Annotated in this window: 23 protein-coding genes; 10 read left to right on the forward strand and 13 right to left on the reverse strand. The window is 72.0% G+C overall.

The annotated features are described in order from the left end of the window. The first annotated feature begins 25 nt into the window (after window positions 1–25). Entirely contained in the window at window positions 26–769 is a 744-nt protein-coding gene (locus KIK05_RS24040) for a glucose 1-dehydrogenase (protein ID WP_443729129.1), read from the forward strand. Window positions 770–784: 15 nt separating this feature from the next. On the opposite strand, the gene KIK05_RS24045 is transcribed toward KIK05_RS24040, so the two are convergent. Continuing rightward, the gene (locus KIK05_RS24045; RefSeq protein WP_214413067.1) at window positions 785–1,186 is read right to left on the reverse strand and encodes an ATP-binding protein; all 402 of its coding nucleotides are present in this window, start codon (window positions 1,184–1,186) and stop codon (window positions 785–787) included. Between the two features lie 301 nt (window positions 1,187–1,487). Here KIK05_RS24045 and KIK05_RS24050 point away from each other — a divergent pair, with 301 nt between their 5' ends. After that, window positions 1,488–3,083: an NsdA family TPR-like regulatory protein gene (locus KIK05_RS24050; RefSeq protein WP_214413068.1), complete on the forward strand. Its 1,596-nt coding sequence runs from the start codon at window positions 1,488–1,490 to the stop codon at window positions 3,081–3,083. A 16-nt stretch (window positions 3,084–3,099) separates the two neighbouring features. Here KIK05_RS24050 and KIK05_RS24055 read toward each other — a convergent pair whose 3' ends face one another. The 3 genes from KIK05_RS24055 to KIK05_RS24065 form a co-directional block, all read right to left on the reverse strand. Further along, window positions 3,100–4,263, reverse strand: coding sequence for an MFS transporter (locus tag KIK05_RS24055; RefSeq protein WP_214413069.1), 1,164 nt, complete (start codon window positions 4,261–4,263; stop codon window positions 3,100–3,102). 85 nt (window positions 4,264–4,348) lie between these two features. After that, window positions 4,349–5,890 (reverse strand): polyprenol phosphomannose-dependent alpha 1,6 mannosyltransferase MptB, encoded by a 1,542-nt coding sequence (mptB, locus tag KIK05_RS24060; RefSeq protein WP_214413070.1) that lies wholly within the window; start codon window positions 5,888–5,890, stop codon window positions 4,349–4,351. Between the two features lie 439 nt (window positions 5,891–6,329). Next, complete coding sequence (locus KIK05_RS24065; RefSeq protein ID WP_214413071.1) at window positions 6,330–8,411, reverse strand: phosphatidylglycerol lysyltransferase domain-containing protein; 2,082 nt, start codon at window positions 8,409–8,411, stop codon at window positions 6,330–6,332. A gap of 180 nt (window positions 8,412–8,591) precedes the next feature. Here KIK05_RS24065 and KIK05_RS24070 point away from each other — a divergent pair, with 180 nt between their 5' ends. After that, window positions 8,592–9,743, forward strand: a complete 1,152-nt coding sequence (locus tag KIK05_RS24070) for an alpha/beta hydrolase (RefSeq protein WP_214413072.1) — start codon at window positions 8,592–8,594, stop codon at window positions 9,741–9,743. A gap of 45 nt (window positions 9,744–9,788) precedes the next feature. Here KIK05_RS24070 and KIK05_RS24075 read toward each other — a convergent pair whose 3' ends face one another. Continuing rightward, window positions 9,789–10,430: a PaaI family thioesterase gene (locus KIK05_RS24075; RefSeq protein ID WP_214413073.1), complete on the reverse strand. Its 642-nt coding sequence runs from the start codon at window positions 10,428–10,430 to the stop codon at window positions 9,789–9,791. Window positions 10,431–10,719: 289 nt separating this feature from the next. On the opposite strand from KIK05_RS24075, the gene KIK05_RS24080 reads away from it, so the two are divergent. Then, entirely contained in the window at window positions 10,720–11,427 is a 708-nt protein-coding gene (locus tag KIK05_RS24080) for a CHAP domain-containing protein (RefSeq protein ID WP_214413074.1), read from the forward strand. 157 nt (window positions 11,428–11,584) lie between these two features. On the opposite strand, the gene KIK05_RS24085 is transcribed toward KIK05_RS24080, so the two are convergent. The 5 genes from KIK05_RS24085 to KIK05_RS24105 all read right to left on the reverse strand — a co-directional run bounded on the left by KIK05_RS24085 (window position 11,585) and on the right by KIK05_RS24105 (window position 16,610). After that, window positions 11,585–12,433 carry a TIGR03619 family F420-dependent LLM class oxidoreductase gene (locus tag KIK05_RS24085; protein WP_214413075.1) on the reverse strand — a complete coding sequence of 283 codons (849 nt, stop codon included), beginning with the start codon at window positions 12,431–12,433 and terminating at the stop codon, window positions 11,585–11,587. A gap of 37 nt (window positions 12,434–12,470) precedes the next feature. Beyond that, the gene (locus tag KIK05_RS24090; protein WP_214413076.1) at window positions 12,471–13,481 is read right to left on the reverse strand and encodes an acyl-CoA dehydrogenase family protein; all 1,011 of its coding nucleotides are present in this window, start codon (window positions 13,479–13,481) and stop codon (window positions 12,471–12,473) included. Next, entirely contained in the window at window positions 13,478–14,623 is a 1,146-nt protein-coding gene (locus tag KIK05_RS24095; protein ID WP_214413077.1) for an acyl-CoA dehydrogenase family protein, read from the reverse strand. The genes KIK05_RS24090 and KIK05_RS24095 overlap by 4 nt, the downstream gene beginning before the upstream one ends. 71 nt (window positions 14,624–14,694) lie before the next feature. Beyond that, entirely contained in the window at window positions 14,695–16,035 is a 1,341-nt protein-coding gene (locus KIK05_RS49000; protein WP_214413078.1) for an FAD-dependent oxidoreductase, read from the reverse strand. Then, on the reverse strand, window positions 16,032–16,610 hold the full coding sequence (locus KIK05_RS24105) for a PadR family transcriptional regulator (protein WP_250563329.1): 579 nt from the start codon (window positions 16,608–16,610) through the stop codon (window positions 16,032–16,034). Before KIK05_RS24105 ends, KIK05_RS49000 begins: the two co-directional genes overlap by 4 nt. A gap of 195 nt (window positions 16,611–16,805) precedes the next feature. On the opposite strand from KIK05_RS24105, the gene KIK05_RS24110 reads away from it, so the two are divergent. From KIK05_RS24110 to KIK05_RS24120, 3 genes are read left to right on the forward strand one after another with little or no spacing between them, the layout of a single operon-like run. Further along, a complete protein-coding gene (locus KIK05_RS24110; RefSeq protein ID WP_214413079.1) occupies window positions 16,806–17,387 on the forward strand; it encodes a hypothetical protein in 582 nt (193 codons plus the stop codon). Between the two features lie 23 nt (window positions 17,388–17,410). Further along, window positions 17,411–18,583, forward strand: coding sequence for a sensor histidine kinase (locus tag KIK05_RS24115; protein ID WP_214413080.1), 1,173 nt, complete (start codon window positions 17,411–17,413; stop codon window positions 18,581–18,583). Further along, the gene (locus tag KIK05_RS24120; protein WP_214413081.1) at window positions 18,580–19,248 is read left to right on the forward strand and encodes a response regulator; all 669 of its coding nucleotides are present in this window, start codon (window positions 18,580–18,582) and stop codon (window positions 19,246–19,248) included. The genes KIK05_RS24115 and KIK05_RS24120 overlap by 4 nt, the downstream gene beginning before the upstream one ends. Here KIK05_RS24120 and KIK05_RS24125 read toward each other — a convergent pair. Continuing rightward, entirely contained in the window at window positions 19,202–20,134 is a 933-nt protein-coding gene (locus KIK05_RS24125; protein ID WP_214413082.1) for a LysR family transcriptional regulator, read from the reverse strand. The genes KIK05_RS24120 and KIK05_RS24125 overlap by 47 nt on opposite strands. A gap of 106 nt (window positions 20,135–20,240) precedes the next feature. On the opposite strand from KIK05_RS24125, the gene KIK05_RS24130 reads away from it, so the two are divergent. Together KIK05_RS24130 and KIK05_RS24135 are read left to right on the forward strand one after the other, a co-directional pair. Continuing rightward, window positions 20,241–21,611 (forward strand): MFS transporter, encoded by a 1,371-nt coding sequence (locus tag KIK05_RS24130; RefSeq protein WP_214413083.1) that lies wholly within the window; start codon window positions 20,241–20,243, stop codon window positions 21,609–21,611. Window positions 21,612–21,629: 18 nt separating this feature from the next. Then, window positions 21,630–22,217 (forward strand): alpha/beta hydrolase, encoded by a 588-nt coding sequence (locus tag KIK05_RS24135; RefSeq protein WP_214413084.1) that lies wholly within the window; start codon window positions 21,630–21,632, stop codon window positions 22,215–22,217. On the opposite strand, the gene KIK05_RS24140 is transcribed toward KIK05_RS24135, so the two are convergent. Next, the gene (locus KIK05_RS24140; RefSeq protein WP_214413085.1) at window positions 22,214–22,738 is read right to left on the reverse strand and encodes a MarR family winged helix-turn-helix transcriptional regulator; all 525 of its coding nucleotides are present in this window, start codon (window positions 22,736–22,738) and stop codon (window positions 22,214–22,216) included. The two genes, KIK05_RS24135 and KIK05_RS24140, sit on opposite strands and share 4 nt — an antisense overlap. A gap of 97 nt (window positions 22,739–22,835) precedes the next feature. Here KIK05_RS24140 and KIK05_RS24145 point away from each other — a divergent pair, with 97 nt between their 5' ends. Then, entirely contained in the window at window positions 22,836–24,065 is a 1,230-nt protein-coding gene (locus KIK05_RS24145; RefSeq protein ID WP_214413086.1) for an MFS transporter, read from the forward strand. Here the strand turns inward: KIK05_RS24145 and KIK05_RS24150 are convergent. Next, complete coding sequence (locus KIK05_RS24150) at window positions 24,058–24,594, reverse strand: NUDIX hydrolase family protein (RefSeq protein ID WP_214413087.1); 537 nt, start codon at window positions 24,592–24,594, stop codon at window positions 24,058–24,060. The two genes, KIK05_RS24145 and KIK05_RS24150, sit on opposite strands and share 8 nt — an antisense overlap. Window positions 24,595–24,615 lie beyond the last annotated feature (21 nt).

Raw genomic sequence — 24,615 nt, forward strand, 5'->3', positions numbered from 1 at the left:
ACGACTTCCGGAGGAACCGATGGGGATGCTCGAGGGAAAGGTCGCCCTGATCACCGGCGGGGCGCGCGGCATGGGGGCCTCCCACGTCCGCCTGTTCGTCCAGGAAGGGGCGCGGGTGGTCTTCGGCGACGTGCTCGAAGAGGAGGGCAAGGCGCTGGCCGAGGAGACCGGCGCGGTCTTCGTGCGGCACGACGTGACCCGCGCGGAGGAGTGGTCCCACACGGTCGAGGTCGCCACCGGGACGTTCGGCAAGCTGGACGTGCTGGTGAACAACGCCGGGATCCTGAAGTTCCGCAGGATCGCCGACATGAGCGTCGAGGAGTACCAGCGGGTGCTCGACGTCAACCTCAAGGGCACCTGGCTGGGCATCAAGTCGGTGATCGAGCCGATGAAGGCCGCGGGGCGCGGCTCGATCGTGAACATCTCGTCGGTGGAGGGGTTCATCGGCGCGGAGGGGATGTCGGCCTACGCCGCCTCGAAGTTCGGTGTGCGCGGGGTGACGAAGTCGGCCGCCCGGGAACTGGCCCCGGCGAAGATCCGCGTCAACTCGGTGCATCCCGGCGCCATCAACACCCCCATGGTGGCCGATCCCGACATCGCGGCGGAGGTCGACGGCGAGGCCTTCATGAAGGCCATGGTGATCAAGCGGTTCGCCAAGCCGGTCGAGGTCTCCCATGTGGTGGCCTTCCTCGCCTCCGACCGCTCCAGCTACTGCACCGGCAGTGAGTTCACCGTGGACGGCGGCCTGCTCACCGGGGCCGGTTACTGACCTCGGGCCGGGCGGTCAGCCGGCCAGGGCGCGGGTGAACCAGATCGTCTTGCCCCTGCCGCCGGGGCACGGTTCGACGCCCCAGCAGTCGGTGAGCGCGGTGACGATCCGCAGGCCGCGCCCGTGCTCGAGATCGGTGCCGGCGGTGCGCAGGCACGGCCATCCGGGGCCGCCGTCGCTCACCGAGCCGGTGAGGGTGCGGTCCGCGGCGACGAGGGCCACGCGGATCGGGGGACCGCCGTGGATCAGGGCGTTGGCGAGCAGTTCGGTGACGACGACCACCATGTCGTCGGTCAGGCCCTGCAGCCTCCATTCGGCGAGCGTCTCCCGCACGACCGCGCGGCACTTGGCCGTCACGCCCGGATCGGGGGGCAGCTCCCAGCGGGCCTCGCGGGGGCAGGATGGAATGCTGGTCATCAGGAATCTCCCTGGCCTTTCGCGCTTAGGGGTGCATCGGCCTCGAGACGGCTCCCGCCGTGCGAACGAAGGACGGACGGGGCCGGACCTTTACCTTCCGGTGGGCGACGCCGGGCCGAACAGGCGCTCAGACCGGGGGCGTCTGTAGCCCGCGAGGGCGGATCGGCCCCGCGTACCGCCGCTCGTCGCGGAAACCGGCGGTCTGGTCGCCGATTTCCGGCAACCCTGCGTAGTCATGGAATCGCTTTGACTACTGTCGGTGGCGGCGTTACGAATCCAACGGGGGTCGGAGGGGTACGCGATGCCACGCAAGCCACGCAGCCTCAAAGAGGAGATGGACCGCCTCACCACCGAGCTGCGCGAACGGGGCTCCACCTGGGCCGAGATCGCTCAGGAGTACCGGCGGCGCTACCGGCTCAACGCCCGGCAGGCGTTCCGGGAGGCGCACCGCTACACGCAGGAACGCGTGGTCGCCGAGTGGAAGGCGCTGTGGCCGTCCGAGCCGTTCAGCGTCCGCAAGCTCGGGTCCTGGGAGGCCTGGCCAGGCGTCACGGGCAACGAGCCGCCCATGGCGGGCCTCAACCGGCTCGCCCGCATCTACGGCTGCCGGGCCTGCGACCTGGTCGACGGCGAGGACCACACGGGGGTCGACGAGAACGCGAATGTCTCCGGTCGGCGGGATATCCCACCCCCACATACTCCAACTAACCTCACATTCAGCGACATTAAGGGCATCCTGCCGACTCAGCCGCTCCCCGGGCCGACGTCGCCGGGAGAACTGCGTGACCGGGAGTTCGAGCAGCTCGTCCACGCCTTGACGGATTGGGCAACGCAGATGAATCGACGTGACCTCCTCGCCCTGATCGGAGCGGCGGCCACCTCCGCCTACGCCTCGCCGGCCCTCGACCGGCTGAACGGCGACGAGACACAGCGCCTCAGCAAGGCGATGGGCGATCCGAGCCGGGTGGACGACACCACGGTGGGCCACATCGAGGCGGTGCTGCGCCACTGCATGCGCCAGGAGGACGCCCTCGGCCCGCAGGCGACCGTGGCCACAGTGCTCGCCCAGCAGCACCTGGTCGTCTCCCTGCTGTCGAACGGGGTGACCGAGCGGATGCGGCCCAAGCTGCTGTCCCTGCTGGCCGACATCCGCCGCTGCACCGCGTGGATGCTGTTCAACCTCAACGACTTCCGCGGCGCCGACTACCACTACGCCAAGGCCCGCGACGCCGCCCACCAGGCCGACGACGACGCGATGTGCAGCATGGTCCTCGCCAACTGGAGCCAGCTCGCGACCTGGCGGGGCGACCCGCGCCTCGGGGTCGAGCACGCGCTGGGCGCCCTGGCGTGGGGGCAGCGGGCGGGCAGCAGGCTGCTCACCGCCTACGCCTGCGACGTCGGCGCCCGGGCGTACGCGGCGGTGGTCAGGCGCTCGGCCAAGGGCGCGCGCCGGGCCGACCACACCCGCTGCTTCAGGTCGGTGGACCAGGCCCGGCGGGAGCTCCACGGGGCCGACCCCGGCGATCCGGGTGCCCGTCTGGTCCCGTTCTACGGGGAGGGCCAGTACCTCTCCACCAAGACCGGCTGCCTGCTGGACACCGGCGATCCCGCACAGGCCCTCCAGGTGGCCGCCACCGCCGTCGCGGGCATCGACCCGACATTCGTCCGCAATGTCGCCTACATCCGCCTGAAGACCGCGCAGGCCCATCTCCGGCTGCGCGAGATCGACGAGGCCTGCCGGGAGCTCGGGGAGGCGGCACGGCTGGCGGTGCACAACACCTCCCCGCGCCTGGTGCGGTCGGTGGTCGAGACGCGCGAGAAGCTCGGCCCGTGGCACCGTACCCGCGCCGTGGCCGAGCTGGACGAGCGCCTACACGCGTCCCGGCTCATCGCCTAACGGCCGGGGGCGCCCTTCACCGCCTGGCGAGGCGGATCCACACGGCGGCGGCCAGGCAGGCCGCCGTGAGCACCGCCAGGACCACCGGCACCGCGCCCACGCCGTACCACTCGATGGCCTTGCCCGTGACCGGCGGCACGGCGACGCCGCCGATCATGGACGCGGCCACGATGTACCCGCTGGTCCCGGGAAGCAGCCGGGTGAGCCACGGCAGGCCGGTGGGAAAAATGGGGGCGATGAACAGCCCGACTCCGGCGTAGGCGTACGGGGCGAGCGCCGGCACCAGGGCCAGCAGCAGGCAGGCCAGCATGCCGGCCAGGCCGCCGATGACGATGGCCGGGGCCGACCAGCGCAGGCTGAGCGGGGCCGCCACGAGCCGTCCCACGGTCATCATCAGCCAGTAGACGGCGGTGGCGGAGGCGGCGGCGCGAGCGGAGTACCCGGCCGTCTCCAGGTGGGTGGGTTCCCAGCCGCCCACCCCGCTCTCGACGCCCACGTGCAGCACGTAGAGCACGAGGAACGCGGCCAGCAGGCCCCAGGCCCGCCGGATCCCCGTTCCGGACCCGTCACCGGAGCCCGCCCGGGCGAGGTCCTCCTGTCCCTCGCCCACGCCGCGCAGAGTCAGCAGCAGTGCCGCCGACAGCACGGCGAAGCCCCCGAAGATCAGGCCGTAGCGTTCGGGGCCGAGCAGGCCGACGAGCGCCGGCCCGAGGATGGCGCCCACGCCGAACTGGGCGTTCAGCACGTTCAGCATCGCCGTGCTGCGGGCGCCGAAGCCGATGGAGAACAGCTGGTTGAGGCCGTAGTCGATGCCGCCGAAGCCGAGCCCGGTGACGAGCGCGGCCGGCAGAGCCACCGACCACCACGGCGCCAGGGCGAATCCGGCGGCGCCCACGGCCATCAGCAGGTAGGAGGCGCCGATCATCCTGCGGTTGCCGATCGTCCGATGGATCCGCTGGAAGAGCAGGACGCCGAGCACGCCACCGACGAAGTGGGCGCTCAGCGCGAGGCCGGCTCCGGACGGCGACAGGCCGAAGTTCCCCCGGAAGGCCGAGATCGCGGGTCCGTACAGGGCCTGCAACGCGCCGATCAGCACGAACCCGGCGCATGAGGAGACGACCGCCCCCCGGCTGAACAGCCGCGTCCCTGCTTGCCCTTCTGCCCGTAGGGTGCTCCCCACCTATCCCCCCGAGAATCCATGTGAACGTTCACAAGAACCCTCACGGTAACCGGCAAAAAGGTCAAGATCGTGACAAGATGGACTTCTAGTCCGGTTCCCCCGTATCCTCCGCCACCTTAGCGGCGGGCCGGGGCACGGGACGGCGATGGCGCAGGGCCCGCGCGACGCTCAGCACCACCAGGCACAGGATGATGAGGTCGGCGGCCAGCGGGGCCACCAGCGGGCGGTAGGTCTCCGAGATCCACTGAGTGAAGGCGGTGGGGCTCAGGATCGCGGCCCCGCCCGGCAGGTAGATCAGGCTCGTCACCACGCCCCGGGCGACCAGCAGCCCGTCGAGCCGCCCCGCGGGCATCAGGGCGAGCATCGGGAACAGCATGGCGTCGTACCAGGGGTGCTGCACCGGGGAGGTGAGCAGCCAGCACAGGCACCAGGCCAGCGCCGGGCGCACGGACCCGAGGCCCTCCGGCCCCTCGGGCAGCCCCCAGCACAGCAGCAGGCCGATGACCAGGGCCGCGCCGAGCGCGAGCCGCCCCTCCAGCACCGACGACTGCACCCCGAGTCCCATCGCGTCGGTGATCAGGCGCCAGGGGTCGGCCAGGGAGCGGGACCCGATCTTGCCGGCGACGTTGTCCAGCGCCTCCGGGCCCTGCGTGGCGTACGCGGCGACCAGGGCGGCGCCGAGCCCCATGAGCATCGCCGCCAGTGCCGTGAACCGCTTGCGGGCCGCCCACATCAGACCGGCCCCGGCGAGGATGAACGGCGCCTTGACGGTGGCCGCGGCGGCGAGCAGCACTCCCGATCCGAACCCGCCGGCCAGCCCGCCCCCGCGCAGGGCGAGGAACGCCGCGATGAGGAAGAACGCCCCGAGCCCGTCGATGTGGCCGCCCAGCACGACGTGCCACAGCATCAGCGGGTTGAGACTCCACAGCAGGTGCACCCGGGCGCGCCGGCCGCGGTCGGGGCCCGCCAGCCGGTCGAGCATCAGCGCCGAGAGCAGGAACGCGACCGCTGTAATGATCTTGAAGGCCAGCACGGTGCCGGCCATGGAGTCGCCGCCCAGCCGCGAGGCCGCCATCTGCGCCCAGGTGGCGAGCGGCCCGTACACCGAGGGCGTGTGGCGCCAGGCCTGCGGCGCGAAGACCCCGACCGGGTCACCGATCTTGAACAGCCAGGACGGCGTGGTGATGTACGGGTCGTGGCCCAGCGCGGCGATCCGGCCGTAGACGGCGTAGTTGAGCACGTCCGTCGAGCCCGCGGGCGGCACCAGCGCCATGGCCGGCACGGCGAGGAGGACGCCCGCGAGCAGGACGCCGCGTGCCGGGCGCCATCCCCGCCGCAAGGCGTGCAGGGCGACGCCGACGCCGAGGCCACCGGTGATCATCGCCACCCATCCCAGCTGGACGGCCAGCGTGTCCGACGGCCCGGCCCGCCACGACCACGGAGGGGGACCGCCGACGTTCGGCACGGCCGCGGACGGCCCCAGCAGCGCGATGGCCAGCATGACGGAGACGGCGAGGCCGATCAGCACGAGCCCGGCCCACCCCGCGACGCGCGCGGGCCGCGACGGCTTCCCCGCGGGCAGCGGGCCCGTCATCGAGGGCGGGACAGCGCACACCGACGTCGGCACCGGCCGAACCTCCTCCGCTGGAGCACCAGGATGGTCATGGCGTCACGGCGGCCGGACCGCGGGCCGGCACGGTCGCCTGACCTGCCCCATGATCGGCTCCTGCCGGGACGCGATCGGGTCGCCGACCTCACGGTAAAGGGAGCCGGGTCAGCGGAAGCTTGGCGCAGGATTAACGCAATGCTTACCTTAAGCGAACCTGAGCGCCTCCGCGGCCCCCGCGGGGTCGTGATCCAACAGGGCGCGGAGAGGAGGTATCATCGTCCACAACAGGGGTCTCAATACCCCTTCGAGATCGATTTCCCGATGATTATCGGATAATCGCATCCTTTGTGGCCGGTTAACGCTGAATAAGCGAATCATTCCGGAGAACGGGCGAGCCGCAAGAACGTTCTCGCCCGCTTTCCCCCGGCATTTCCCGCCCCTAATGCACTGGGGCCGATTACGACGAAACCGGAAGCGGCCCGCCGGACGGTGGCGCTTCGGACCTCGCGATGTCGGACGCGGCGTTGTCAGGCCGTCCGCCCCCGGACGGCGTGCCGACCGGCGCCGCACCGCCTGATCGCTTCGCTCCCGCCCGCGCGGCGCCGGTCGCCCTGGTACGCGACGGCTTCGCCCCGGAGGCGCCGCTCCCGGACCCCGTGCCGCTCTCGGGCCCCACCTTGTCGAACCGCGCGGTCGCGGGCGCCGGGCCACCAGGCGCGGCGCTAACCGACTGCGCGGTGTCCGGCGAGCCGCTCCCGGACCCCGCGGCGCCGGACACCGTCGCCTCGGGCCGCCGGTGGCGCTTGCCGGGCAGCGGCAGCTTCGGCATGCCGACGGTGAGGAACGCCTCCGCCTGGAGCGCCGAGACGCCGATGCGCGGCAGGTCGCGGGCGGTGGGGTAGACCAGGAACCTCGGCTCCCAGAAGGGCCGGAACTTGGCGTTGAACTTGTACAGCGACTCGATCTGGAACCAGCGCGACAGGAACACCAGGATGCCGCGCCAGGCGCGCAGTACCGGGCCCGCGCCGAGCCGCTCGCCCCGGGCGAGCGCCGAGCGGAACATCGCGAAGTTCAGCGAGACCCTGGTCACCCCCAGGGAGGGGGCCGCCTGAAGAGCCTTGACGATCAGCAGCTCGTTCAGCCCCGGGTCGGCGCCCCGGTCTCGGCGCATCAGGTCGAGCGACATGCCGTTCTTGCCCCAGGGGACGAAGTTGAGCACCGCCCGGATGTCGTCGCCGGGGAGGTCCTGGCCGTCCTCGGAGGCCTTGTGGGCGGTGACGACCACGCACTCGTCGTCGGCCGGGTCGCCGAAGCGGCCCAGGGCCATGGAGAAGCCGCGCTCGGTCTCGGTGCCCCGCCAGAAGTCGGCGGCCCTGCGGATCTGGTCCTTCTCCTCGTCGGTGAGGTCGCCCACGCGCCGCACCAGGCAGGTGTATCCGGCGCGCTCGGTGCGCTTGACCATCTGGCGGACGTTGCGCATCGCCCGGCCTTCGAGGGTGAAGTCGGCGACCTCGACGATGGCCTCGTCGCCGATCTCCAGCGCGGACAGCCCCGCCTCGCGCGTCCAGACCTCGCCGCCGGTCTCGCCGCACCCGATGACCGCCGGGACCCAGGCGTGCCGGCCGGCCTCCTCCATGAAGCGTTTGATGGCGCCGGGCCACGCCTCGATGTCGCCGATCGGGTCGCCGCTGGCCAGCATCACTCCGGCCACCACACGGTAGGCGATGGCGGCCTTGCCCGAGGGCGAGAAGATCACGCTCTTGTCGCGGCGCAGGGCGAAGTAGCCCAGCGAGTCGAGCGAGCCGTGCCGGGCGAGCAGCTCGCGCAGCCTCTGCTCGTCGTCGGGGCTGAGCGCGGCCACCGGCCGCTCGGGACGGAGCAGCAGGTAGAGCGTGGTGATCGCGGTGAGCGCCCCAAGGCCGGCCAGCGAGTAGTAGACCAGGTCGGAGGTGCGGTCGAGGGAGTACTGGACCGGGCCCTCCATGCCGAACAGGCCGAGGACCACGTGTTGCAGCCGCTCCCCCGCTGAAGGATCGCCCACCATGGTCATCGGGTGGATGCTCACGATCACCCAGCCGATGGCGATGTCGAGCAGGCCGAGCGCGAGGAAGTTCCACAGGGCCCGCCACCTGGACCTGGGGTCCGACAGGGCGTGGAACTCGCGACGGTTGATGATCAGCACGATGAACAGCAGAATGCTGATGACGGCGGGCGCCGACTTGCGCCAGTGGAGCGCCTCGATGAGGGCGCCCAGGGGTAGCAGCACCACCACCGCCCGCCACGCCCGCACCTTCCGGCGCCGCAGCGCGTGGGCGATCATGACGAGCAGCACGCCGACGAGTATCGAGGCCGCCGCGGCGAGCGTGGTCACCGTTCCCGGGAAAACGCTCGCAATGGCCTCGACGCGGCTCCTGCGGAAATGCGGGACCACGCCTCTGATGATGTCGAGTATGCCGATGGCGAGCGCGGCGTAACCCGCCGCCGCCGGCACCCAGGAGCGCGACGCCAGCACCCGCGAAAGGGGTGTCCGATCCTTCACATCAGGACACACTAGAGGCTGAGGTCCGTGCATCGGACGTCCGTAGGGTGATACATCCTTACTTTGCCCTTATATCGATTGAGTAACTTTTGCTAGGCACTACCTTAAAAGACGCTGTGAGCAGCACCAAGACCGGGGGACGTTAGATTGGGACTCACGTCGACAAAGCTGGAGATTGCGATGGCCCTGCTCGCCGTGGCGGGCCTCGTCGCCACGGTCTGGTGGGTCTGGCCTCGCCTGAGCTCCCGCACCTGGAAGGCCGTGCTCGGGCGGGTGGGGGTGCTCCTCGCCAACCAGCTTCTCATCCTCCTCGCGCTGGCCCTGGTCATCAACAACTACGGCCTGTTCATCGGAAGCTGGAGCGACCTGTTCGGCACCGACGAGAACACCGGCGGATCCATCATCACCCAGGGCGGCGAGATCGACACCACGACCGGACAGGGGTCCAAGGGCGTCCAGGTGATCAACACCTCGCCGGTGGGGTTGCTCGCCAAGGGCCATTCGGGGGGCAAGCTCCAGGAGGTCGTCGTCTCGGGCGCCACCTCGAAGCTCAGCTCCTCCGGCTTCGTCTACCTTCCTCCCCAGTACTTCGAGAAGAAGTGGCAGAACAAGCGCTTCCCCGTCATCGTCGCGCTGACCGGCTACCCGGGTGACGCCCGCAACCTGATCACCAGGATGGAGCTTCCCACCCGCCTGGCGCAGGCCATCGACAACCACGAGATCCGCCCGACGGTGATGGTGCTGATGCGCCCCACCGTCGCCCCGCCGCGCGACACCGAGTGCATGGACGTCCCGAACGGGCCGCAGGTCGAGACCTACTTCACCAAGGACCTGCGCGAGTCGCTCTCGAGCGCCTACCGGGTGGGCACCAAGCGGGAGAACTGGGGCATCCTGGGCGGGTCCACGGGCGGCTACTGCGCGTTGAAGATGAGCATGCGCCACCCCGAGGCGTTCGCGGCCGCCGTGTCGCTTTCGGGCTACTACAAGGCGCCCATCGACCCCACCACGGGCGACCTGTTCGGCGGCGACCACAAGCTCCAGGACGAGAACGACCTGATGTGGCGGCTCGCCCACCTGCCGCACCCGCCGATCACCGTGCTGGTCACCAGCAGCAAGAAGGGCGAGGCGAACTACAAGTCGACCATGGCGTTCCTCGGGGCCGTGAAGCCCCCCATGCAGGCCTCGTCGCTGATCCTTCCGAGCGGCGGGCACAACTTCAACACCTGGAACCGCGAGCTGCCCCAGGCCCTGCCCTGGCTCGGCCAGCAGCTGCAGGCGCCGACCGACGAGGCCGCGACCCCGACCAGCGCCGACGCGACCCCCGCGTCCTGAACCCGCCCGGCGCCCGGCTCACCCCGGGCGCCCGGTCACCGGCCCTCAGACCGGGCCGTTGCCCTCCAGCCAGGCCGAGGGCGTGATGAACAGGCCCGTCGCCTCGACGAGCACCGTTCCGTCCGGCGAGGCGATGGCGCCGTCCACCCAGGTCTTGCGGCCCTCGACACGGGAGACGGCCGCGGAGGCGGCCAGCGGCTCGCCGTACGGGACGGGCCTGCGGTACTTGATGCTCAAGGTGGCGGTCATGCCGGGTCTGCCGGCCGCGGCGACGGCGTCGCCGAGCATGTGGTCGAGGATCATGGCGCTGACCCCGCCGTGCACGGAGGCGGGCGGCCCCTCGTGGACCGGGCGGAAGGTCACCTCGGCTGTGGAGCCTCCGTCGTCGGCCCTGTCGATCACCAGCGGCAGCGCGTGCGGGTTGCATTCGCCGATGACGGCGTTGCCGAGGTGCCGGAAGCGGCCGTCCGGCCCGTACTCGTGGGGCAGGGGCCCGCTGCGGCTACTGGCCTCCAGCCGTTCGGTCAGCGCGACGAGCTCGGCGGTCACCGCCCTCAGCTCGTCCTCGGGCACGTCCGTCAGCACGACCGCGTCAGCGAGGTCCCTGACCTGCTGGGCGAGTACGGCGAGGGCGCCGAGGCGGGCCTCACCGCCGGACTCCTGGGGCGTCGCGAGCTCGGGCATCATGACGACGAGTCTAGAACGATCGACCGAACGCTGTTCGACTTTGTCCGTTTTAGTCATGTTTGGGTAAAGAAATCCCAATCCATGCATGATCTGCCGCGAAGCCGACCGGGGCGCGAAACGCCTGGTCAGGGGCTTCTTGCGATCACCTCCCCGAGCCGGTGACGGGCGACTTGGGCTGTCTTGGTGTGCTTTTGACCTGCTCTTTCCCTCGCTAACGTCCTGCTCCACACGGACAGCCCCTGACGTGGCCCGCGTCAGTCGTACGAACGGAAGGATCCCTCGACTTCCCATGTCGCCTGAACTGCAGAAACTGATCCACTTGCTCCGCACCCAGCTCGGCTACAGCGAGCAGGCGGGCGGATACACCAAGTTCGGATCCTGGTACGGCAAGACGGTGGAGTTCGACTCCGACTACTCGGCCCAGCCCTGGTGCGACATGTTCCTGTCGTGGGGCGCGCACAGCCTCGGCTACGACAAGTGGTTCGGCCAGTTCGCCTACACCGTCGACCACGCCAAGTGGTTCATCGAGAAGGGCGCCTGGGGGCACGCTCCCAAGCCCGGCGCCGTCGTCTTCTTCGACTGGGGCGGCTCCGAGGTGGTCGACAACATCGACCACGTCGGCCTGGTCACCTCGGTCGACGGCGACACCATCCACACCATCGAGGGCAACGTCGACGGCCAGTACGTCAGGGAGAAGGTCAGGGACCAGAGCTACGTCGTCGGCTACGGCTACCCGGACAAGATCAGGCAGAGCACCGACGCCCTGATCCTGGCCAAGAAGGCCGCGGCGGAGTCCGCGCTGCCGGTGGGCGCGGCCACGATGGGCGTCCCCGTCGGCGCAGGCGGCCTCGCCGGTCAGCAGGACCTGGGCGCCCTGGTGATCCCGGTCCTGATCGCCGCCCTGGTCGTCCTCGCCTACCTCAAGGTCCAGCACGCCGGCGTACGGCTGGCGGCGGCCACCCGGCGCCACCCCGGGCGGCACGGCACGGCCGAGTAGGGCTCGCGGCTCAGGACTTCTCGGCGTGCACGAAGCGTTGATCGGCGAGACGGGAAGATCACGACCGGCGGGCCGAAGGTACCTGGAGACGTAGTCACCGGTGCCGACCTGCTCGCGCTCGGCCCAGCCGTACTCGCGCAGCAGACCGCCGACAAGGTCAGCGTGAAGGAGCGGGCGCCGTCAGGTCGTACCGGGTCGCGAACTCCTCCAGCTTCGCGACCGCCTCCCGGCCGCGGCCCCACGGGCGGACGATCATGCGGTCGACGCCGAGCCGCTCCCAGGCGGCCACCTCCTCCGGCCCGCCGAGCCAGTAGGCGTGCACGGTGACGGAGAACGGCCGGTCCCCCTCACGCAGGGCGGCGAGCCGGTCCAGCCGGGGACGGATCGACTCCAGCGTGTGCGGCATGCTGATCCAGCCGTCGCACAGGCGCGCCGCCCGGCGCAGCGCCGCCGCCGACTCCCCTCCCGCCAGGATCGGGAGCCGTTCCTGCACCGGCTTCGGCTCGAAGGCGACCTCCGGGAAGGAGAAGAACCGGCCGTCGTGGGCCACGGCCGGCTCCGACCACAGCCGGCGGGTGACCTCGATGGCCTCGTCGAGGCGGGGCCCGCGCGTGGCGAAGTCGAGCCCGGCGGCCGCCCACTCCCCCGGGTACCACCCGGCGCCCACCCCGCAGACGGCCCGGCCGCCGGAGACGTGGTCGAGGGTGGCGAAGGCCCGCGCCGACACCAGCGGGTGGCGCAGGGCGTACAGGTGGACGGCCGTGCCGAGCCGCACCCGCGTGGTGAGGGCGGCGAGCCAGCACAGGTAGGCGGGCGCGTCGAACAGCGGCGTGGTAGGCGATATGCCCGGCTTATCGGTCCCCGGGTAGATCGCCAGGGACAGGTCCGTCGCGAACACCAGGTGCTCCGGCAGCCAGACCGACTCGAACCCGAGCTCGTCAGCGGCCACCGCCACGTCCTTCCAGGCCCCCGGATGCAACAACCCGAGCGGCACCCCGAACCTCACCGGCGCCACCTGCCCTTCACCGGGGCGGACACGGCCGTCATCGGCATCTCCGCAGTTGCGGGGTGCCGAGAACGGCCGATCTGAGGCGTGCGCGGTGCAGGCCGGTGTCGCCGTAGGCCGAGGCGAGCGACCACACCCGGGCCAGCCACAGCCGCAGGTCGAGCTCGTCGGTGTACCCGATCGCCCCATGGACCTGAAGGGCCACCCGGGCCGCCCGGTCGGCCGCCTCACCGGCCGCCGCCTTGGCCGCGCTGACGTCCCGGTCCGCGGACGGCAGGTCGCGGTCGGCGGCGAGCGCCGCGGCGTACACCAGCGGCGCGGCGAAGTCGACCGCGATCGCGACGTCGGCGAGCTGGTGCTTGACCGCCTGGAACGACCCGATGGCGGCCCCGAACTGCCTTCGCGTCCTGGCGTACTCCACGGTGGCCGAGAGCAGGTGCCGGGCGAGGCCGATCAGCTGGGCGGCCACCGCCACCGTCACCTCTCGCAGCGCCCCCGGCTGCTGATGGGCCACACGGGTGCGCGGCGAGGGGTCGAAGGCGACCGTGAACAGCCTGCGCACCGGGTCCACACCGGCCTGCGGCGTGAGCCGCACCGCGGGGGCGGGCACGGCGTGCAGCTCGCCGCCGCGCTCCAGGAGGAGCAGGCCGGCGAGGTCGGCGTCCGGCGCGTACACCTGGTCGCCGACCCGCACGCTGACGCGGGTGGTCCCGGCCGCCACGTCGGGGAGGACGGCGGCGGCCGCGGCCGGGTCGGCCGCCAGGAGCGCGGGCGCGGCGGCGGCGGTCTCGGCCACCGGTCCGGGCAGCGCCGCCCTCCCGATCTCCTCGAAGGCGAGCACCGCGTCGGTGATCCCGAGCCCGACCCCGTCGTACCGCTCCGGGACGAGCAGGCCGAACAGCCCCACCTTGGCGAGATGGGCCCAGGCGGGCGTGCGGTCGCCGTCGCGCGCGGCCTCCCGTACGGCGGACGGCGGGCAGTGCGCCCGCAGGACGTCCCGCACGGTCGCCGCCAGGGCGAGCTGGTCGTCGCTGAAGGAGAAGTTCATCGCGGCAGCCCGAGGACGCGTTCGGCGATGATGTTCCGCTGGATCTCGTTGGTGCCGGCGTAGATGGGCCCGGCCAGCGAGAACAGGAAGCCGTCCAGCCACCGCCCGCCGTCCGGCGCGTCGGGCGCGCCGCCGGACAGCAGCCCCCGCTCGCCGAGCAACCGGAGGGCCAGGTCGTGCATCCGCACGTCCAGCTCGGACCAGAAGACCTTGCCCATGCTGGACGCCGGCCCGATCTCCTCCCCGGCCTCGATCCTGCGCGCGGTGCCGAAGGTGTGCAGGCGGTACGCCTCGGCGTCGGCCCAGGCCCGCGCGACCTGGTCGGCCAGCACGGGGTCGGGGTCCAGGGTGCGGGCGAGCCGTACGAGCCGGTCGGCCGTGGCGAGGAACCGGCCGGGGCTGCGCAGGGTGAGTCCGCGCTCGGAGGAGGTGGTGGCCATGGCGATCCGCCAGCCCTCGCCGGGGGCGCCGAGCACCTGGTCGTCGGGGACGAACACTCCGTCGAAGAACAGCTCCGCGAAGCCGTGCTCGCCGTCGAGCTGGGCGATCGGCCTCACCGTGACCTCTCGTAGCGGGAACATGAAGTAGGTCAGCCCGCGATGCCGTACCGACTCCGGGTCGGACCGGAACAGTCCGAACCCCCAGTCGGCGTAGCTCGCCCGGGAGCTCCAGGTCTTCTGCCCGTACAGGCGCCAGCCGCCGTCGGCACGCTCGGCCCGGGATCGCAGCGAGGCCAGGTCGCTGCCGGCCTCGGGCTCCGACCAGGCCTGCGCCCAGACGTCGTCCGCCCGCGCCATCCGGCCGAGGAACCTCTCGCGCTGGGCGCCGGTGCCGAAGGTGAACAGGGTCGGGGCGAGCAGGAAGATGCCGTTCTGGCTCACCCGGCCGGGCGCCCCGGCCGCCCAGTACTCCTCCTCGAAGATCAGCCATTCGACCAGGGACGCGCCCCGCCCGCCGTACTCGGCGGGCCAGCTCACGACGGAGTACCGCTCGGCGGCGAGGAGCCGCTCCCATTCGCGGTGCGCCGCGAACCCTTCGGCGGTGTCCATGGACGGCAGCGGCGGATCGGGCACGTGCTCGGCCAGCCATTCGCGTACCTCTGCCCGGAACTCCTGCTCGGCCCGCGTGAAGTCGAGATCCACAAGCCCTCCATCGGTCGCCCCTTAACCAAACTAGCGCACGCTTGGTAGAACGGCCAGCCGCCGGCGGCGGATCAGAAATCGTCGCGGCCGGCGCCCCGGTAGCTCGCCTGGGCCTTCGCCATCCGCCGCTTCAACGGCGGCAGGTGGTTGACGGCACGCATGGCCGTGCGCATGCCGGCCAGCATGATCCGGCCGATGACCGGACGGTGAAGGGGGTCGTCGCCGCTCATCTGCCGCCGCGACTTCACCACCGCGTCGAAGCCGTAGTCGATCATCCGGGTCTCGTAGGCGCGGACCGCCGCGAGCAGCGGCTTCTCCCCGTCCCGGACGGCGACCAGCTCGCGCCGCAGGATCGCGGCGTCGCGCAGCGCCGTGTTGGCGCCGACGCCGCGCCCGGGGGTCATCGTGTGGATGGCGTCGCCGAGCAGCGTGACGTTGGTGGTGTCCCACTGCGGGATCGGCACCGAGGTGCGGATGTTGAGCGGGAAGCACGTCGTCGGGTCGGTCTTCGCGACCAGTTCACGCAGGTTCGGGTGCCATCGGCCGGTGAGCTCCCTCACCATCCGGTGCAGCTGCGGACCGCTCATGCTCAGCACCTCGGACGGAAGGTTGCGCCGGGCCCCGGCGAAGCCCCACATGATGTAGTCGCGGGTGTTGTCGAAGGTGAGCCCGGGCCAGGCGGCCAGCAGCTCGGCGTCGTCCCCGCCGATGCCGTTCTTCAACTCGCCCCGCTGGTCCCATTTGAACTCCATCACGTGAAGAATGCAGGAGTACCCGCCCGGCGCGAAGATCATCGATACCCCCTCGATCGCCTTCGGCGGGAGCAGCGTCCTGGTCTCCCCGGTGAGCGGGAGCTTCCCCGTCACGCCGACCAGGCCGGAGTCCTCCAGTCCGGCGTGCGGAAGGTACTGCCGCCGCACCCGGGAGTTGGAGCCGTCGGCGGCCACCAGCAGGTCGGCTGTGTCGGTGGTGCCGTCCTCGAAGTGCGCCGTCACCCTGCCGTCGGCCCCGTGGGAGTACCGGGCGAAGACCTTGCCGAAGCGCACCTCGTCCTCGAGGCCGGTGAGGAGCACCTGGCGCATGGTCATCCGGCTGACGGACTTCTCGCTGTCGACCGGATCGGCGGACACCGGCCCGGAGTCGACCGAGAGGACCTCCTTCAGGCGCTCGGTGTAGATGTTGCCGTAGCGGGGGGCGCGGGCGCAGGTGGCGACGAAGGTGTCGTACAGCTCCTTCGGCAGGCAGGCGTGCAGCGCGCGGCTGCCGTCGGGGTCGATGCCGACCCGGTAGCCCTGCAGGCCGTCACTCCTCGTGCGGTCGCGCTCGTACACGGCGACCTCGATGCCCGACCGCTTGAGGCCCTGGGCCAGGCAGAGCCCGCCGGTTCCCGCCCCGATGACGATGACCTTCACTGCCGCTCCTCCTCCATGGCCTCACGAAGCTCCTGCTGCGACCAGCCGAGACGCCCCGAGCGCAGGTCGTCGACGACGGCGGCCACGAAGGACAGCTCGGCGGCGGCCATCCCCCGCAGGTACTCGACCTCGACCAGGGACACGCGCGGCAGGCTCTGGCGGTACTCGGCGAGCTCCGCGTCCAGGCGTGCGACCTCGCCCTCCAGATACGCCCGCCGCGTCTCCAGCGCCTCCCGCGCCTGGTCCGGTTCGAGCAGCGGCAGGAGGGAGATGGCGGCGGGGAACTCCGGGAACTCGCGCCTGGGCGCGGAGAGCATCTCCCGCATCCACCGACGGGAGACCTCGCGCCCGGCGTCGGTCATCTCGTACACGGTGCGCTCGGGGCGCAGCCGCTCACGTTCGGTCTCGCGCACCCTGATCAGCCCGTCCCTGACGAGCCGGTCGATCGTCTTGTACAGCGTCGCGCGCGAGCCGACGTTGATCACCTGGTCCTTGCCCCACTGCTTGATGACCACCTGCATCCGGTACGGATGCATCGGCGCGCTGGTGAGCAACGCCAGCACGGCCAAGGCCAACGGAGAACGATGATATTCCGTCATAGTTGCCAGCATACTAGTTTCCCAACGACTAGTCATCTCTGGATATTTGCGTCTGGCGCATGATTGGCCGGTTGTGCTCACGAGCGATTCGTCCTCCCTCTGACGGGCGAGCCCGGGAATCCCTCGCACCGGCGATGTCCGCCACCCCCGGTGAGGCCGAGGATTTCCGGCATGAACTCTCGCATCGCCTTCATCGCCGCTCCCGTCCTGGTGTTCGCCTACGGGGTGATCCGCATCCTCGACGGCCTCGACGGCAGCCGCGGCCCCGGCCTCGCCTGGACCACCGGGCATCTCGCGTTCATGGCGGCACTCGTCCTGTTCGTCCGCACCTTCTGGACGATGCGGCGGATGGCCGGGGGAAACGCGTTGGCCACCACGGGCGCGGTGGTGGGGACCGCGGGCGTCGTGGCCCTGCTCGCCCAGTTCGGGATCGACATCGCGGTCGGGTTCCTGTCCGCCGACCACGCCGGCATGAACGTCCTGTTCGACCAGGTCAGGAGCGTCCCGGGCGTACCGATCGCGGTCTACGACGGCGGCCCGTTCCTGTTCTACGCGGGCCAGCTGGCCCTGGTGGCGCAGCTGGCGGCCATGCGCCGGGTCAAGGCGTGGACGCCGGTCCTGGTCCTGCTCGACCTCGTCGTGCCGTTCATCGACAAGGACCTCATCCCGCTCGGGGCCCTCTGCCTGCTGGTCTCCTACGTCCCGCTCGCTCGCGGAGCCGCCGTCGCCAGGCCCGCCGCCGCCCTCGTCTGACGCGACGGGCAGGATTGGACACCGTGTTCGACCCGAGGTTCCTCACCCGGCTTCGCCGTTGGGCGGGATCACTGCCCCCGATCTGGCTGGACGCCGCGCTCGCGGCCCTGGTGCTGATCGTGCAGCTGTGGCCGCTCCTGACCCGCGTGAACCCCCGCGGCGGCCCCTGGCACTGGTGGGGCTACGTCGTGGTGATCGCCGCCTCCGTGCCGCTGGTATGGCGGCGGCGCGCTCCCGTGGCCGTCCTGCTGGCCACCCTCGCCGCGACCTCGTCCTACGACGCCGTCGACGATGTGGCCGCCCAGCCCATCTGGTACGGCGGCCTGGTGGCCCTCTACACCGTGGCCGCCACCTCCGCCCGGTGGCCACGGATGATCATGCTGGTCGTCACGACCGGCGGCGGCCTGCTCCTGGTCGGCTCGCCGGAGACCGCCATGCGGGGCGTCGTGCTCTTCGTCGCCGCCTACGCCATCGGCCGCGCCGCCGCCTCCTCGCGGGCCCACGCCGCGGCGCTGGAGGAGCGGGCCGCCCAACTGGCCCGCGAGCGCCAGGCCGAGGCCGAGCGGGCCGCCGAGCGCGAGCGGGCCAGGATCGCCCGCGACATGCACGACATCCTCGCCCACGCGGTCAGTCTCATGGTGGTCCAGGCCGAGGCCGGGCCCGTGGTGGTCGGCCGCGACCCGGCCAAGGCGGAGGCCGCGTTCGACGCGATCGCGGCGGCGGGCCGCGACGCGATGGTCCAGCTCCGCCGCCTCCTGGACGTGCTGAAGGAGGAGGACGGCCCCCGGGCGCCCCAGCCGACGATCGCCGCGCTCACCACCCTGGCCGACAACGTCAGGGCCACCGGGATCACCGTGACCTACTCCACCTCGGGCGAGCCCCGCCGGCTGTCCCCGGACACCGAGATCGCGGCCTACCGCATCACCCAGGAAGCCCTCACCAACATCGTCAAGCACGCGCGCGCGACCCGCGCCGACATCGGACTCGCCTGGCAGGACGACACCCTCATGATCGACATCACCGACGACGGGCGCGGCCCGGCATCGTCCGCCCGCTCCGGCGGCAACGGGCTGATCGGCATCCGCGAGCGGGCCGCCGCCTGCGGCGGCACCGCGGTCGCCGGTCCACGCACCGACGGGCCGGGCTTCCAGGTTCGCGCACGGCTCCCCCTGCCCGCCCCGGTGGTGACGGCATGACGGTGCGAGTGGTGGTGGCCGACGACCAGGAGCTGGTGCGGGCCGGGTTCGGCATGATCCTCGACGCCCACCCCGACATCGAGGTCGTCGCCGAGGCGGGGGACGGCGCGCAGGCCGTCACCGCCGTCCGGGAGCACCGTCCCGACGTCCTCCTGCTGGACATCCGCATGCCGGTCATGGACGGCATCGAGGCGGCCCGCGTGGTGTGCGCGGACAGCGACTGCCGCGTCATCATGCTGACCACGTTCGACCTGGACGACTACGTCTACGACGCGCTGCGCGCCGGGGCGAGCGGGTTCCTGCTCAAGGACGTGCGCCGCGACGACCTCGTCCACGCCGTTCGCGTGGTGGCCGCGGGCGAGTCACTGCTCGCGCCCTCGGTCACCACCAAGCTGATCGCCCAGTTCACCTCCAGGGTGCCCGCCCCGCCCGCCGCCCCGCCGGCCGAACGCCTCGCCGTGCTCACCCCGCGCGAGCGGGAGACGCTGCGGATGGTCGCCCGCGGGCTGTCCAACGCCGAGATCGCCCAGGCCATGGTGGTCAGCGAACACACGGTGAAGACGCACGTCAGCAACGTGCTGACCAAGCTGGGGCTGCGCGACCGGGTGCAGGCGGTGATCACCGCGTACGAGACGGGCCTGACGGTCCCCGGCGATCCACGCTGAGGGCGGCCAGGTCACCGACATGGCTCAGGAACCGGCGCAGGGCGGGGTTGGGGTTGTCGCGGTGCCAGGCCATGGTGATCGGGACCGTGGGGACAGGGTCGGCGAAGCGCCGGATCGCGACGCCGGGGACGTGCAGCGTCGCGGACTTGCCCTCGGTGATGAAGGTGATGCCGTGGCCCTGGGCCACGGCGTGCAGCATGTGCTCCTCCTCCGGCTCCCAGTGCGCGACAGGTGGGCGGACGCCGTCCCCGAAGACCTGGTCGAGCATCCGGTCCCACATGCGGGGCCCGTGTTCGCGGGGCCACCACACCAGCGGGCGGCCGGCCACGTCGTCTCTGCGGAGGCGGCGTTTGCGGGCGAGCGGATCGGTGCTGGTGACGGCGGCCACGATGGCCTCGCCCCCGACGGTGCGGACGGCCAGGTCGTCGCGCGGGTCGTCCAGCAGCCGCAGGAACGCCACATCGATCGAGCGTTCGCGCAGCCGCTGCTCGTCCCGAGCGGTGAAGCCGCTGGTGAGCCAGACGTCGACGGCCGGGTTGGCGGCCCGGAAACCGTCGATGACGTCGGTGACGACGCTGCGCGGCGCCGAGCGGGTCAGGCTGATCGCCAGCCGTCCCGCCTGCCCGGCGCCGTAGCGGCGGGCGAGCTCGACGGCGGCGTCGGCGCGGGCGAGCACGTCCTGGGCGGCGGGCAGCAGTGCGCTGCCGGCGTCGGTCAGCGACACCCCGCGCCGGTTGCGGGTGAACAGTGAGACCCCCAGCTCACGTTCGAACGCCTTGATCTGCTGGCTGAGCCCCGGCTGGGCGATGTGAAGCCGCTCGGCCGCGCGCCCGTAGTGGAGTTCGCCGGCGACCGCGACGAAGTACCGAAGATGCCGCAGTTCCATGGCGCCCAGCTTAACGCCTGTGATAAGCGCGGCTTCTCACACGGAAAGATCCTGGACTTGGACGCCACAGTGCGACAGGTGGCGAAATGACCACATGGTCACCGTCATGAGGAATCCGCGCGCCGCCGTCCGGGGCGGCACGGACGCGCGGAAGTGGATCGCTTTGGTCTCGGTGTTGCTCGCCACGTTCATGGGCCTGCTGGACGCCGCCATCGTCACGGTCGCCGTCCCCTCCATCCAGCAGGACCTGCGCGCCTCGTTCGGCGAGGTGCAGCTCGTGTCGGCCGGGTACACCCTCGCCTACGCCGTCGGCCTGGTCACCGGCGGCCGGTTGGGCGACCTGTACGGCCGCCGCCGCCTGTTCCTCGTCGGGGTGACGCTGTTCGTGCTCACCTCGGTCGCCTGCTCGGCCGCCCCGGCCGCGCCGGTACTGATCGGGGCACGCGTGTTTCAGGGGCTGGCCGCCGCGGTGATGCTGCCGCAGGTGTTGTCGATCATCCAGAACGCCTTCACGGGACCGGCCCGCGCGAGCGCCCTCGGCGGCTACGGAGCGACGATCGGACTGGCCTCCATCTCCGGTCAGATCGCCGGCGGGCTGCTGCTCGCCTGGAACCCCGCGGGCCTCGGCTGGCGGGCCGTCTTCCTGGTGAACGTGCCGATCGGGCTGCTGGTCATGGCGGTCGCGGGCCGTACCGTCACCGAGAGCCGCGGCGCTCGCTCCCGCCTCGACCTGGCAGGAGCCGGGCTCCTGGCGGTCGCGCTCACGGCGCTCCTGCTGCCGCCCGTGCTGTCCCGGGGCCTGCCTCTGCTGGCCGTCGGCGTCGTCCTGCTCGTGCTGTTCGCACTGGTCGAACGCCGTGCGGCCGACCCCCTGGTACCCCTGCGGCTGCTCACCCGGCGGCTCACGCGCGGCCTGCTCACCGTGGTGGCCTTCTACTCCGGCAATGCGGGCTTCTTCCTTCTGTTGGCCTACCACCTGCAAGCCGGCCTCGGGCAGAGCCCACTGGACAGCGGGCTGATCTTCGCGCCGCTCGGGATCGGCTTCGCGGTGACGAGCCTGCTGGGCAAGAGGCTGAACGCGCCGGTCCCCGGCGCCGCCCTGATGGCGGTCAGCCTCGCGTCGGTCGTCCTCATCGCCTGGCACATCCCCCCGCGGCACCAGGTGGCCTGGCTGCTGCCCGCCCTCGCGCTGTCCGGGCTGGGCGAGGGCCTGGTCGCCGCCCCGCTGATCGGCCGGGTGCTGTCCGGGGTGGATCCCGCCGAGGCCGGGGCCGCCGGCGGCGTCCTGCTCACCGCCACCCAGATCGCCAACGCCTCCGGCGTCGCCCTGATCGGCGGCCTGTTCGCCCGCGTGCTCGGCGGGACACCCGCCACGCCGGGGATCCCGTTCACCGAATACGCCCACGCCACGGCGATCACCACCTCCGCCGTGCTCGTCCTCGCCGTCCTCACCGGACTGCTCGCCCGCACCCGCTGACACCCGTCTGGAGACATCATGCCGCTCGACCCCGAACTCGCCGAGATCGTCGCCGGCCTGCCCCGTACCGACTTCAGCGATCCCGTCGCCACCCGTGAGGCCGCCCTGGCAGCGGCCCGTGCCGCCGTCGCCGCGCTGCCTCCCGACGATACGGTGAGCGTCACCGACCGGGCCACCACCGGGCCGGCGGTCCGGATCTACCGGCCCTTGCGGGCCGCCTCGCCGTCCCCCGTCCTGCTGGACTTCCACGGCGGCGGGTTCGTGATGGGCAGCCTGGACAGCGAGCACGGGCGCGCGCTGGACCTGGCCCGCCGCACCGGCTTCGTCGTGATCTCCGTGGACTACCGGCTGGCCCCCGAGCACCCCTTCCCCGCCGGGCTGGAGGACTGCTACCACGCCCTGGAATGGACCGTGAAGAACGCCGCCGAACTGGACATCGCCCCGGACCGCGTGGCCGTCGGTGGCGGCAGTGCCGGTGGCGGCCTGGCCGCCGCTGTGGCGCCCCGGGCTCGCGTTTCACTGCGGGCCCGCGAGGAGATGGCCGCCGCTCTCGTCCGAGCGCTGTCGGGTGAGTCGGCCGCGGAGGTCCGCCGCCGGCCCCGCTAGTGCTCCTCGGCGCGCAGGAGGACGCGGCGCAGGAGGTCGGACAGCAGTCGCCGCTCGTCCTTGTCGAGGGCTCCGAGGAGGCGGTACTCCTCGTGGCCGACGCCGTCCATCGCCCCCAGCCAGGCCTGCCGTCCCTCGTCGGTCAGCTCGACGTCGACGCGCCGCCGGTCGGTGGGTGAGGGGGTGCGGCGGACGAACCCGCGGCGGGCGAGCGCGTCGAGCCGTCCGGTGACGGAGTTGGCCGGCATCCGGAGATCGGCGGCGAGCTGCGACGGCGCGGCGCGCCCTCCCCGCCCGGCCAGGGCGTGCAGGGTGTCGTACTCGTGGGACTGCAGGTGGAAGTCGGCCAGCGACTGCTCCTTGACCCGGCGCAGGTGGTCGGTGAGCACCTTGGCGCGGGTGACCGCCCCCTCGATGTCCGGGTCGAGATCGGGCAGGACGGGCAGCCAGCGCGCGACGTGATCGTCGGTGCGATCGCGCCGACCCTCGTCGCCGTGCCTCTCGTCCTGGCGGTGGTCCATGGCATGGATCGTAACGCGCACAAGCCGGAGATCCCCGTTATCTCGACGACGAATACTTCCTTGACGAATATATCGCTATCGAACTACCGTCTGGCACATGCCTCATCCCCTGCGCGACCGGGACTTCCGGCTGCTCTTCACCGCCCGCACGCTGTCGTTGAGCGGCGACGCCGCCGTACCCGCCGCCCTCGCGCTCGCCGTCCTCCGAGCCACGGGGTCGACCTCGGCGCTCGCCCTCGTCCTCGGCTGCGCGATGGTGCCGAAACTGCTCCTGCTGCCGATCGGGGGCGTGGCCGCCGACCGCTTCGACGCCCGCTCGGTCGCCATCGCCACCGACCTGATCCGCTTCGTCTCCCAGCTCTTCGCGGGCGTGGAGCTTCTCGGGGGCCACCCCACCCTGTGGCACATCGCCGTCGCTCAGCTGGCCGGCGGCGCGGCTTCGGCGTTCGCCGCGCCCACCGGCTCACCGCTCGTCACCGGCACGGTCGAGGCCGCCGCCCTGCAGAAGGCCAACGCCCTGCTCGGGACGGCGAACGGGGCCACCCGCCTCGCGGGCCCGGCGCTGGCCGGCGCCTTCGTGCTGACCGTCGGCCCCGGCTGGACGTTCATGCTGGACGCGGCGACCTTCGCCGCGAGCGCGGCGCTGCTCGCCATGATCCGCGTGCGGCGCGTGCCGGTGCCGCGCCGGTCACTGCGTGCCGACCTGGCCGAGGGGTGGTCGGAGGTGCGCTCCCGGGACTGGTACTGGACGAGCCTGATCGCGCACGCGGTGTGGAACGGCGCCTCAGGCGTCCTGCTGACCCTCGGGCCCGCTCTGGTGGTCGGGGAGGCCGGCGGCGAGGGCGCCTGGATCGTCGTCCTGCAGACCGGCGCGGCAGGGCTGCTGCTCGGCTCACTGCTGGCGGGCCGGCTCCGGCTCCGCAGGCCCGTGCTCGTCGCGAACCTCGGCCTGGCGACGTACGCCCTGCCGCTCGCCGCGCTCGCCCTCGGCGCACCCACGCCGGTGATCACCGTCGCGTACGGCATCGCGCTGACGGGGCTCGGCCTGCTGAACCCGGTATGGGAGACGGCCGTGCAGAAGTCCGTGCCGCCGCACGCGCTCGCCCGCGTCACCTCCTACGACTGGCTGCTCTCTCTGGCCGCCATGCCGCTGGGATACGCTCTGGCGCCGCTGGCCGCCTCGGCTTTCGGCCCGGCCGTGCCGCTGACGGTGGCCGCCGTCCTGGTCGCCGCCGCCTGCCTGGCGACGGCCGCGGTGCCGGGGGTGCGCCGGAACGGCCTGACGGCGCGAGCCGTCCCGGCGGAAACGGGCGCCGCCGTCAGGTGAGGCGGCCGACGTAGGCGAGGGCCTGCTTCAGCAGCACGCCCTGGCCGCCCGCCATCTCCTGCTGCACCAGCGGGGAGGCGGCCTCCTCCGGGGTGAACCAGGCGAAGTCGAGGGCGTCCTGACGGGGACGGCAGTCACCGGCCACCGGCACGATGTACGCCAGCGACACGGCGTGCTGGCGCGGGTCGTGGTACGGCGTCACGCCGGGCGTCGGGAAATACTCGGCGATGGTGAACGGCTGCGGCGAGGGCGGGATGTTCGGCAGCGCGACAGGGCCGAGGTCCTTCTCCAGGTGGCGCAGCAGCGCGTCGCGCACCCGCTCGTGGTGCAGCACCCTGCCGGAGATCAGTGCCCGGCTGACCGTCCCCTCCGGGTTGATCCGCAGCAGCAGGCCGACGCGGGTGACCACGCCGGTGTCGTCGACCCGCACGGGCACGGCGTCGACGTAGAGGATCGGCATCCGGCCCCGCACCGACTCCAGCTCGTCCGGAGCAAGCCACCCGGGCACGGTTTCGGTCTGTTCGGTCACCCGCCGATCGTACTTCCTGGC

Source organism: Sphaerisporangium fuscum, assembly GCF_018531465.1.
Taxonomy (GTDB): domain Bacteria; phylum Actinomycetota; class Actinomycetes; order Streptosporangiales; family Streptosporangiaceae; genus Sphaerisporangium; species Sphaerisporangium fuscum.